8 protein-coding genes are annotated in these 11,978 nt (G+C 38.5%); all 8 read left to right on the top strand.

The window, feature by feature from the left end:
- Positions 1-34 precede the first annotated feature (34 nt).
- The 8 genes from CYJ57_RS04255 to arcC all read left to right on the top strand — a co-directional run bounded on the left by CYJ57_RS04255 (position 35) and on the right by arcC (position 11,817).
- Positions 35-1,234 (top strand): TIGR04086 family membrane protein, encoded by a 1,200-nt coding sequence (locus CYJ57_RS04255; protein ID WP_006701240.1) that lies wholly within the window; start codon positions 35-37, stop codon positions 1,232-1,234.
- Positions 1,235-1,454: 220 nt separating this feature from the next.
- Positions 1,455-3,536: a 5'-nucleotidase C-terminal domain-containing protein gene (locus CYJ57_RS04260; RefSeq protein ID WP_180764387.1), complete on the top strand. Its 2,082-nt coding sequence runs from the start codon at positions 1,455-1,457 to the stop codon at positions 3,534-3,536.
- Positions 3,537-3,707: 171 nt separating this feature from the next.
- On the top strand, positions 3,708-4,700 hold the full coding sequence (gene argF, locus CYJ57_RS04265; protein WP_006701242.1) for an ornithine carbamoyltransferase: 993 nt from the start codon (positions 3,708-3,710) through the stop codon (positions 4,698-4,700).
- A gap of 206 nt (positions 4,701-4,906) precedes the next feature.
- Positions 4,907-6,067, top strand: a complete 1,161-nt coding sequence (locus CYJ57_RS04270) for a CD0519/CD1768 family membrane protein (RefSeq protein ID WP_101954208.1) — start codon at positions 4,907-4,909, stop codon at positions 6,065-6,067.
- A gap of 2 nt (positions 6,068-6,069) precedes the next feature.
- Positions 6,070-8,586: an ATP-dependent Clp protease ATP-binding subunit gene (locus CYJ57_RS04275; protein WP_101954209.1), complete on the top strand. Its 2,517-nt coding sequence runs from the start codon at positions 6,070-6,072 to the stop codon at positions 8,584-8,586.
- Positions 8,587-8,599: 13 nt separating this feature from the next.
- Positions 8,600-9,775, top strand: a complete 1,176-nt coding sequence (locus CYJ57_RS04280; protein WP_101954210.1) for an ornithine cyclodeaminase family domain — start codon at positions 8,600-8,602, stop codon at positions 9,773-9,775.
- Positions 9,775-10,869 (top strand): putative NPN-dependent ornithine cyclodeaminase, encoded by a 1,095-nt coding sequence (locus CYJ57_RS04285; RefSeq protein WP_101954211.1) that lies wholly within the window; start codon positions 9,775-9,777, stop codon positions 10,867-10,869. The genes CYJ57_RS04280 and CYJ57_RS04285 overlap by 1 nt, the downstream gene beginning before the upstream one ends.
- A gap of 21 nt (positions 10,870-10,890) precedes the next feature.
- Positions 10,891-11,817, top strand: coding sequence for a carbamate kinase (arcC, locus tag CYJ57_RS04290; protein WP_101954212.1), 927 nt, complete (start codon positions 10,891-10,893; stop codon positions 11,815-11,817).
- Positions 11,818-11,978 lie beyond the last annotated feature (161 nt).

The raw sequence follows: 11,978 nt of genomic DNA on the forward strand, positions 1-11,978 counted from the left end.
TATAATTTATCGTAAAGATAGAAAGGGTGTTATTATGACAGAACATAATCATAATAATGTAGACAAAGTATACACAGAAGCAGCAGTACGCGACGGAGAATCTGTTGAGTATACATCAACCACCACTTACGGTGGAGTAGTTAAAGAAGATAAAGCAGGGGCCAACATTTCTTGGTCAGCTGTTATTGCAGGGGCCATTACATTTATCGCTTTAAGTATTTTACTTTCATTAATCGGATCAGCCATTGGATTTGGTGTTCCTAACTTTACAGCGAATGAGCCATTTGCTGGTTTAACGGTTAGCATGGTAATCTGGTTTGTTGTTTCACTTATTGTTTCATTAGGTGGAGCAGGCTATGTTGCCGGTGTAGCTGCTGGTCGTGGTGGTTTAGTTCACGGTTTCTTAACTTGGGCAGTGAGTTTATTCTTATCAACTTGGTTAGCATTCTCAGCATTATCAGGAGTTTTCGGACTTGTTGGTAACGTTGTAGGCGGCACACTTGGTGCAGCAGGTAATGCTGTATCAACCGTAGCAACTACTGCAGGTGATGCAATTGGTTCTGTTGCTTCAACAGCAGGTTCAGCAGTGGGTAATTTAACTCAAGAAGCATTTGATTCAATTGCTGCTGAAATCAATATTGAAGATACAGCTGATGTTGAAGAAGAAGTTCTAAAAGCTTTAGAAAATTCAGATGTTCCTCAATTCCAACCTAATTTCTTACAAAGTCAAATTGATTTAACAATCGATGAGATTAAAGACGCAGGACGTCGTATCGTCATTGACGGAGAAGATGCACAAGCTGTAGTAAGTGAAGTAGGTCAATCAATTGAAGACCGTATTACAGACATTGCAGCAGATGTTGACCGTGATGATCTAGAAAAAGTAATCTCAGAAAACACAGACTTATCTAAACAAGAAGTTGAGAAAGCTGTTGATAATTTAATTGAATCTTACAATGAATCTGCAGAAAAAGTTCAAACTGCTTTAGCAGATGCAGATACTCGTCTACAAGAATTATCTACTCAAGCAAGCGAAAAAGCTGAAGAAGTTTCTGAACAAGCTGACGAGATTGTAAGCCAAGCAGTTGAAGTAAGTGAAGATGTTTCAAACGAAGTTTCTAAATACTCACTTTACTTATTCTTAGGCTTAGTTCTAGGATGTGTATTTACAACGATGATGGGTAAAGCAGGGGTTAAATCTTCTGACAAATACTTTGAAATTGTAAATAAATAGTTTAATTTTTAAACCAGCACTACATTCGGTGCTGGTTTTTTAAATTTGTAAAATTCCATCTTTTTAGTATGTATCTAGATAACACGATCATTCCTTAAATAATTTTAACATTCATCAGATGTTTGATTGACTTCTACTTTTTATTATGCAATATTAAAGTTACCACATATTTTGGGAAATTATGTGGATAATATATTCAAAGATTGAAAGGAGACAATCTGTGAGAAATCATAAGTTTTATCATTATTTTTGGGCGGTATTTGCATCATTGATGCTATTTACAACACCAATGTCCGTTCAAGCTGAAAATGCTCAAACGGAACCTGTTGTTGCTTCTGAAGAGGTTGCAATTCCTGAAATGGAAGGAGAAGATCTGACGCCTGCTGAAAGTTCATCAGATGAAGCTGATGAAAAAGTAGTAGAGGAGCGAGAAATTCAAGATCCAGATGTTACTATTGTTCATACTAACGATATGCACGGACGAATCGAAAGTACAGATCGTGAAATTGGGATTGGTAAAGTAAAAACTTATGTTGAAGAAACGAAGCCAGATTTAGTCCTGGATGGTGGAGATGCTTTCCAAGGATTACCGATTTCAAACTCTGATAATGGAAAAACCATGGCAGAGCTTATGAATGAAGTCGGTTATGACGCAATGGTAGTAGGGAATCACGAGTTCGACTTTGGTTATGAAAATGCATTAGCTTATCAAGAACTATTGAAATTCCCAATTCTTTCTGCCAATGTCTATAAAGATGGAGAGCGTGTATTTCAACCCTATACTGTGATTGAAAAGAACAATCGCAAATATGGAATTATTGGTTTAACGACACCTGAAACAGCGACTAAAACACATCCTAAAAATGTGGAAGGCGTTGAATTTAGAAATCCTATTGCAGAAGGGTTAGAGCAATTTAGTGAACTTACAGAAAAAATGGTAGATACCTATATTTATTTGGTGCATTTAGGGATTGATGATGAAACTAATCCGCAATGGCGGGGAGATTCTCTGGCAAAAGTACTGGCAGAGCGCCATAGCGATGCACAAATTATGGTAATTGATGGGCACTCACATACAAAAAAAGCGACGCGCTTTGGCAATGTATTGTACAGTCAAACAGGTTCACACTTAGCTAATATTGGTAACATTGCTTTAAAAGGTAAAGACGCTGACTATCAAGCTGAAGCTTATTATGTCTCTGCAGAAGAATTGAAAGATTTAGAAGTAAATTCAAAAGTAAAAGAAATCATTGAAGCTGCTCGCGAAGAGTATGACCGTGTCAATGCTGAAGTGATTGTTGAAAATAACCCAGTGAAATTTGTTGGTGAGCGTGATGATGTTCGTCGTCGTGAAACAAATCTCGGTAATATTATTTCTGACTTATTATATGAATATGGACAAACAGGCTTCACAAATCCAACTGATTTAGCAGTAATCAATGGTGGAGGCGTACGTGTAAGCGTTGAAGAAGGTCCGATTACACGTGGTAATATTATTTCAGTTTTACCATTTGGTAATACAATGTCTCAAATTCAAGTGACAGGTAAACAATTATATGCGATGTTTGAACATTCTCTTCGTACTGATGTTGAAAAGAATAAAGCAGGCGAAATTGTTAAAGATTCAAATGATCTTCCTCGATTAGGTTCGAATGGTGGATTTTTACAAGTATCTCATTCGGTTCAAGTTTATTTCGATGCGATGAAAGAAGCAGGAAAACGCGTATGGGATCTTAAGATTTTGAACCCTGTAACGAAAACATTTGAGAAAGTATTAGAAGATAAAGTGTATAACCTCGCTACGAATGATTTCTTAGCGGCAGGTGGCGATGGCTATGATATGTTAGGTGGATTACGTGAAGAAGGTCCATCAATGGATGAAGTGGTGATGGAATATCTTAAGAAGATGACTGCAGAACAATTAGAAAAATATGCAGAAGCGTTCCCGAATACACGCATCATGCAACAAGTTCAAGCAGCTGAAGAGCCAACTGAACCCGAAGAAGAAGTTCCAGTAACACCTGCTGAGCCCGAAGAAGAGACGCCAACAGTTCCTGCTGAACCTGAAGAAGAGAAGCCAGTAAATCCTACAGAACCTGAGACTGAATCCGAAGAAGTCCCAGCTCAAGAGGAGCTTTCTAAAGAGGTTGAACATCAAACTTATGTGGCAGAAACGCGTGTCGCAAGTGTAAATCAATTACCAGAGACAGGTGAAGCTATTGGCTTTAGTTTCGGAATTGGATTACTATTCTTAGCGGTTGGTTTATGGTCAATCAAACGTAAAAAAGAGTCAAGTAACTAAATTTTTAAATATTATTTGATCCAAAAGACTAATCTTTGAGTAAAGATTAGTCTTTTTTAATATTTTAGCGTTTTTTCATTTAATTATAGTCTACCTTAATGAATGAAAGCGTGTTACAATAGAACTGTAAAAACGTTACCATTTTTACGATTATTCGATAGGAGTGATACAATGGCAAAAAACTTTAGAGGTAAATCGTTTCTTAAATTACTAGATTTTTCATCGGATGATATTCGTTATTTGTTGGAATTATCAAAAGATTTTAAATCGATGAAACGTGCAGGTGTTCCGCATCGCTATTTAGAAGGGAAAAACATCGCGATTATTTTTGAAAAAACTTCAACTCGGACTCGTTGTGCTTTTGAGGTCGCAGGCTATGACTTAGGAATGGGCGTGACATACTTAGATCCAACCGGCTCTCAAATGGGTCATAAAGAATCTGTGGCTGATACAGCACGTGTGCTTGGTCGGATGTACGATGGAATTGAATTCCGTGGATTTAAGCAAGAGCACGTTGAAGCTTTAGCAAAATACGCTGGGGTTCCAGTATGGAACGGTTTAACTGACCAATGGCATCCAACTCAAATGTTAGCAGATGTGTTAACGATTGAAGAACACTTTGGTTATTCTAAAGGCTTGAAGTTTGTTTACTTTGGTGATGCAAGAAATAATATGGCAAACTCTTTAATGGTCGTTTGTGCAAAATTAGGTATTAACTTTGTTGCTTGTGCGCCAAAAGAGTTATTCCCTGAAGAATCTTTAGTGGAAACTGCTAAAGAAATTGCGGCTGAAAACTTCTCTACTATCGAATTAATTGAAGATGTTGAAGAAGCAGCGAAAGATGCGAATGTGATTTATACGGACGTCTGGGTATCAATGGGTGAGCCAGAGGAAGAATGGGAACGCCGCATCAAATTACTTAAACCTTACCAAGTGACGAAAGATGTCATGAAATTAGCTGATAAGGAAGCCATCTTCTTACATTGCCTACCTGCTTTCCATGACAAAGAAACAACTGTCGGTCAAGAAATTTTTGAAAAATTTGGCTTAGAATCAATTGAAGTAACGGATGAAGTCTTTGAATCAAAACAATCTTACGTCTTTGATCAAGCTGAAAATCGTATGCATACCATTAAAGCGGTGATGTACGCAACACTTTGCTAATAAAGTCATCAAAGATTTTAGAGGCTGAGAGACGACATTGTTTTAGCACCAAAAACAGGGTGCCCCAAGATGCAATCTGTTTCCGCGGGTTAACAAATCAATCAATCCGGGAGAAATCCCGGATTTTTATGATTAGTTTGCTTTCAGTTCTCATAATTTGGGCTTAGACAAAGCGACGCTACGTTATCACCAATTGGAGGAAACCAATGGAGAATAATTTACGTAATCATAATTTGAAGAAAGAAATTAGCATTGAACCTTTGATATTTTTAGTGCTATTCTTTTCATTATTTATTTATATGGGACGCATTATGGGTGGTACTAATATGTTTAAAACCATGATGTTAACCGCCTATGATTTATTGATAAATGTTTGTTTATATTTAATGGCTGTAGCCGTTATTGCAGGAGGAATTTCAGCGATATTTTCTGAATTTGGTGTAATTGCTCTTGTAAATAAAGCTGTATCCTTCTTTATGAAGCCTATTTATGATTTGCCGGGAGCGAGTTCATTAGGGATGCTGAACTGTTTTATGTCTGATAATCCGGCAATTTTAACGTTAGCTTTCGACGATAATTTTAGAAAATACTTTAAAAAATATCAAATGCCCGCTTTGACGAACTTAGGAACATCATTTGGGATGGGATTAATTACGGTTACTTCGATGATGGCATTGCCAATCGATGGAGCATTAAAAGGAGCGTTAGTAGGCTTTGTTGGCGCGATTATCGGATCTATTATTTCCGTTCGACTGATGATTATGCGAACGAAGGCCTATTATGGAACCACTGAAATGGTTGAGACCAAAAGAGCGGACGAGATTCCAATAGGCTATCGTAAAATTCGTGAAGGTTCTGCTGGAGCTCGCTTTATTACGGCCTTCCTAGATGGTGGTAAAGTGGGTGTTGATATGGGACTTGCGATTATTCCGGGAGTTTGTTTAATTTGTTCGATCGTTTTACTTCTTACGAATGGTCCCGGAGAAGGTGGTGTTTATACCGGAGCTGCGAATGAAGGGATTGCATTATTGCCACTTTTAGGTGAGAAAATTTCATTTATTATTAATCCATTATTCGGCTTTTCAAGTCCTGATGCGATTGCGGTGCCAATTACAGCATTAGGTTCTGCAGGGGCAGCGATTGGGATGGTCACTGATATGGCTAATAAAGGAATTGTCAATGGAAATGATATCGCAGTCTTTACATCCATTTGTATGTGTTGGTCCGGTTATTTATCGACTCATATTGCGATGATGGATGCTTTAGATACGAAGGAAATGACTGGGAATGCGATCTTCTGTCATACGATTGGAGGAATAGGTGCCGGTATCGCATCTCATTTAATTTGGCTACTTATAGGAGGATAGAGATGGATTTAGCAAAATATTCGCAAGCTGCGCTGAATGTCATTAAAACAGCCAATCAGTTGGCCATTAAATACAGTAATGCTGAAGTGACAGATTTGCATTTATTTTGTGCACTTTTAAGACTTCCTGAGGGACTTATCCGTGATGACTTAAAAATATTAAAAATCGATGTTCAATCTCTTGAAGATGCGACGGATTTAGCGATTCAAAAATTAAGATCGGCGAAGGGATTGACTTCTCTATACACGTCAAGGTCATACCAACGTGCCTTATTAATCAGTGAAGAGGTTGCTAGAAATCAATATGAAGATCAAATTAAAGTTGAGCATCTATTATTAGCACTTCTACGTGAAGAGGATATGCCCACAGCAAAATTAGCTCAACAATACGGTCTTACTTATACAACGTATTATCAGTTGAAGGGTCAACAATTCAATGAGAATTTATTAAGTGGCTTAAACCAAGAAACCTTACAAACTTTGAAAAAATATGGGAGAGTTTTAACTCAAGAAGCGATGGAAGGGTTATTAGATCCAGTTATCGGACGAGAAGAAGAAACTCGAGATACGATTCGGATTCTATCGAGACGTATTAAAAATAATCCGGTCTTAATCGGAGAAGCTGGAGTAGGGAAGACAGCCATTGTAGAAGGACTTGTTCAGCGTATTGCTAAAGGGGATGTTCCCGATGCGTTAAAAGATAAAGTTGTCTTTTCGTTGGATATGACTGCACTCGTAGCAGGGGCAAAATACCGAGGGGATTTTGAAGAACGATTAAAAAAGATTTTGGAGTTAATTCGTGACTCAGAGGGTCAAATTATTTTATTTATTGATGAAATTCATAATATAATTGGCAGTGGTTCGAGTTCAGGAGCTATGGATACAGCCAATATGTTGAAACCAATGCTAGCTCGAGGCGAGATACTAACGATTGGCGCGACCACCATTGAAGAATATCGCCAGTTTATCGAGGTTGACCGGGCATTGGACCGACGTTTTCAAAAAATATTAGTTGAAGAACCGAGTTTAGAGACGACGATTGCAATTTTGCGAGGGATTAAGTTCAAATACGAGGCTTATCATCAAGTTGAAATTTCGGATTTGGCGCTTACAGAAGCTGCTAGATTATCGCAACGCTTCTTATCGGAACGTAAATTGCCCGATGTGGCGATTGATGTGATTGATGAAGCTTGCGCTATTGTAAAAATGGCACGTGATCAGCAACCCGAAGCCTTAGACCAACTTCATCGTTCGATTATTCAACTGGAAATGGAAAAAATTGCCTTAGCCTCAGAATCGGACCGCTTATCTCAACATCGACTGCAAGAAAAATCTGAACAAATTCTCACATTAGAAAGTGAATGGTCAGAGCAAATAGAACGTTATCAACGAGAAAAGGACCGCCAAGCGGAGGTTGTCCGTTATGAAAGTGAGCGGTTCGCTTTGATGATTGAAATTGAAGCGTTGCAAGAAGCGCATGCGTTTGAGGATTTGGCGAGGTTAATTCAACAAAAGGACCAACTTGAATTAAAGTTAAAAACATTAAAACAACAAGCTCCGTATTATCCACTAACGACAAAAGTGACGGAGAATGAAGTTAAAGACGTGATTTCGAAATTATCTGGCATGCCAAAATCTAAGCTAACAACGAATAAATTAGAGCAACTACAGGGAATTCGATCTCTTCTTAAACAATCCTTTGTAGGTGGAGAAGATGTTATCGACCAAATTATGAATCAATATATTATTTCAGAAGGTGGGATATTATCTCGTTCTAAACCCGTTGGAAGCTTTCTGATTACAGGGCCAAGTGGATCTGGAAAATCGTATCTTGGAGAATTATTAGCGGATAGCCTATATGATGGTGCTAAATCATTAATTCGACTTGATCTAAGCGAATTTACCGATGCGTCTTCGATTACTAAGTTAATTGGAGCACCACCGGGTTATGTTGGTTATGAATTTGGGGGAGTTTTGACCGAGTCACTTCGGACGAAACCATATTCAGTGATTGTGTTTGATCATATCGATCGAGCACACAGACAAGTTCAAAACCTTATTTTACAAATGATTCAAAGTGGTATGATTACCGATAATAAAGGTCGAACGATTAGTATGAAACACGCTTTAATATTACTCACAGTGACCTCACATGAGGCCATAGAACATGGTATACTAGAAGTAGATTTCATTCGCCACGTAGACGGGTACTTCCATTTGCCACCGTTAAATGCGAATACGACTCGAAAATATATCGAGTTATGCTTAGAAAAATTGGAGTCCGAACTTCAAGAACGTCAAATTGAGTTAAGTTATGATTCGAAGTTCTTGGATCAATTTATGCAAATGATACGGATGGAGCAACTAGAACCCACAGCCATTCAGCGGATGATTGAGCAAGAAATCTATTTATTGATTTCTGAAATTAATTTCGTCCAAGAGATTCAAAGTTTTACAACATTATCGCTCTCTTTGGATGAAGCGAATCAATTCAATGTTACTTTACATCAAAATAAATGATTGGAGGAATAATATGGGATACCAAGTACCAGAATTTGTTTATCCAGATTTTACACAAGCCAAATTTAAAGAGGCATCAAATGTTCAACTGGCAGAAGTAGAAATAGAAGGGGTCGCTCCAGATAATTTTTATTTAACGTCACATATGCCTACCTTTTATAAACTGAATGAAGAATGGGTGATTCCTGAACATAACTCACTCAATTGTGTGGCCGTTGTTAAAGACCAACAAGTAACTATAACTGAAATTCGCGATTTAAAAGTAGGGGACAGAGTTGTATTGAGTAAAGAAGGACGCGTAGAGGATGGAATATTAGTCTATCGAGATGGCTTCCCTGAATCGATCTTTTCAACACCAGGTAAAGCAGTGGAAACATCATTTTCAAAGGATTATGATTTACTCTTTGAATTGATGCAACATGAACGAGATTCGGAAGATGGCTATATCGTCTGGGTCTTAGGTCCTTCCGTAGTATTCGACTATGATACCCGTAAATCACTTAATCGACTTGCTGAAAATGGCTATATTGATTGTTTAATGGGTGGAAATGCGATGTGTACTCATGACCTAGAAGGGGGCTTCCTGCAGACGGCTTTAGGTCAAAATATATATACGCAAGAGAACGTGCCAATGGGGCACTATAATCATTTAGACTTACTCAATGAAGTAAGAACTGCAGGTTCCATTAAAGAATTTATTGCTTCTGGTAATGTTAAAGATGGCATTATTAAGACGTTGTCCGATATGGACGTACCGTTTGTCTTGTCAGGTTCTATCCGAGATGACGGACCACTACCTGAAGTCATTGCTGAAACAGACCTTGCGCTCTCAGAAACGAAGAAAGAGCTTGATAAAGCAACCTTAGTTATTTGTATTGCGACAATGCTCCATAGTTTATCAGTTGCGAATATGGCCTCAAGTTATCGTATCCGTAAGGATGGTAAGATTACGCCAGTTTATATGTACTCGGTTGACGTAACCGAAAACGTCGTTAATAAAGTAGGGGCTGCAAGAGAACAAATGGCCTTTATTCCAATGGTAACGAATGTTCAAGACTTTGTTGTTAACTGTGAAAAAGCACTAATAACGCCTGCAAATCCAGCGTTATTTGAAGAAATGGCGATTCCTGAAACGGAGCACGTTGAAGTGGAACAACAAAACCATGTTCAGAAAGGAGCGGATCAATAATGCACTTTGAAATGCCAAAATATCATCATCCTGATTTTGAACAAGAATTCCTTAAAAATGCACCCAATGTCACCGTCGAAGAGGTGACCCATGATGGATTGAGTCCAAGGAATTATCATGCCCTTTCGGTTTACCCAGAATACTTTAAAATTAATGGAAAATGGGTATTAGCTAATGAATCTCGTATGGATACAGTTTGTGTAGTGAATGACACACCTGGTGAAGAAAGTGTGAATATTGTCGAATTCCGTAATTTGAAAAAAGGTGACAAAGTCGTTATTGGCCGAACGGAAGATGCTTCTGAAGGTATTTATGTCTGGACACAAGGGTTTTTAGCCGAAGAAGAAAATACGGATACTTTTGCTTTCCGATCTGGACGCTCGCGTGAGACCGCATTCTCCATTGACTATGATACTTTGTATGAAGTACTCAAACATGAGAAAGCGAACAACGGTTATGTGACACTCATTGTTGGGGCCGCCCTTGCGCTAGACCGTGATTCACGTCTAGCATTGGAGCGACTTGTGCGAAACGGTTATGTTCAAGCAATCTTCTGTGGAACGGAGACAGCTGCATTTGACTTAGAGAAAGGGATATTTAATACGTCTTGGGGTCAAGAGCACTTTGAAAAAGAACAAAATACGACGCGAAATTTATTTGAAACCATCAACCTAGCTAGAAAATACGGTTCAACAAAAGCGTTAGTTGAATCTGGCTTAGTTAAAGATGGGTTTATGAAAGCATGCGTAGAAATGGACGTGCCGGTGGTCATTGCAGGAACAATCCGTGACCGTTTAGGCTTACCTGAGACGATTAACGATGTCTATGAAGCGCAAAATATTATGCGTATGCATGCTCGTAAAACATCTACGATTATTATGATGTCTGCGATTTTATTTACGATAGCAACAGGAAATATGACACCATCCTATAATGTGTTTGATGGAATGGTGCGTCCAGTCTATATGTATACGATTGATATTCAAGAATTTGCAGTCAATAAACTTTCAGACCGTGGGACTGTAACAGCCGTATCGATGGTTACAAACGTTCAAGACTTTATTCGAAATGTGGATCGTGCGTTGAATAATTAATTCATAAATAGGGGGACAAACTTGAAAAAAATTGTATTAGCTTTAGGTGGAAATGCATTAGGGAATACACCAGAGGAGCAAAAAGAAGCAGTAAAAATTACCGCTAAATCGATAGTAGACTTAGTTGAGCAAGGTAACAAAGTTATTGTTTCACACGGAAACGGTCCGCAAGTTGGAATGATTAACCTAGCCATGGATATTGCTTCAAAATCAGAAGCACAAACAGCAGAAATGCCATTCCCAGAATGTGGGGCGATGAGTCAAGGTTATATTGGTTATCACTTACAAAATGCGATTCAAAATGAGTTATTAGCCCGTAAAATGGACCAAACCGTCGCATCGGTTGTGACTCAAGTTTTAGTTAATAAAGATGACCCTGCCTTTGAAAATCCTACAAAACCAATTGGTTCATTCTATAGTAAAGAAGCTGCCGATGAAATGATTGAAAAAGGCTTTGTTTTCAAAGAAGATGCGGGTAGAGGGTATCGCCGTGTTGTTCCATCACCAAAACCAGTAGATATTATTGAAAAAGAAGCCGTGGAATTGCTTTATAACAATGGTATGATTGTGATTGCTGCAGGTGGTGGCGGTGTTCCAGTCATTAGTGAAAATGGGGCATTAGAAGGGGTTGCTGCAGTAATTGATAAAGACTTTACATCCGCTAAATTAGCTGAATTAGTGGATGCTGACACTTTAATTATTTTAACTGCTGTTGAAAAAGTAGCGATTAAATTTGGTCAACCGGATCAAGAATGGTTATCTGAACTCTCAATTGAGCAGGCAGAGCAATATTTAGCGGATAAAGAATTTGCTGAAGGATCAATGAAGCCTAAGATTGAAGCTGCTTTAGGCTTTGTGAAAGCAAAGGAGGGCGGATCCGCCTTAATTACCTCACTTGAAAAAGCTTTTGACGCATTAGCTGGTAAAACAGGGACTTGGATTAAATAATTTATGAAATAATAAGGTCAACTCTTTATTCGAGTTGACCTTCTTTTTAAGTGCGCCCAGCATGGGCGTTAACTTGGCGGTTCAAGTCCGCTACAGGCTTTGCAGTAGGAACTGTTAGCTAAGGGCAAGGGTGTCCGTCGTGAGGCGGAATCTGAAGGAAG

Source organism: Falseniella ignava (assembly GCF_002847645.1).
Lineage (GTDB): Bacteria > Bacillota > Bacilli > Lactobacillales > Aerococcaceae > Falseniella > Falseniella ignava.

Coding starts and splice junctions, on each gene's coding strand:
- CYJ57_RS04275 (WP_101954209.1), top strand. CDS start 6,070: ATGGATTTAGCAAAATATTCGCAAGCTGCGCTGAATGTCATTAAAACA.
- CYJ57_RS04280 (WP_101954210.1), top strand. CDS start 8,600: ATGGGATACCAAGTACCAGAATTTGTTTATCCAGATTTTACACAAGCC.
- CYJ57_RS04255 (WP_006701240.1), top strand. CDS start 35: ATGACAGAACATAATCATAATAATGTAGACAAAGTATACACAGAAGCA.
- CYJ57_RS04285 (WP_101954211.1), top strand. CDS start 9,775: ATGCACTTTGAAATGCCAAAATATCATCATCCTGATTTTGAACAAGAA.
- CYJ57_RS04270 (WP_101954208.1), top strand. CDS start 4,907: ATGGAGAATAATTTACGTAATCATAATTTGAAGAAAGAAATTAGCATT.
- argF (WP_006701242.1), top strand. CDS start 3,708: ATGGCAAAAAACTTTAGAGGTAAATCGTTTCTTAAATTACTAGATTTT.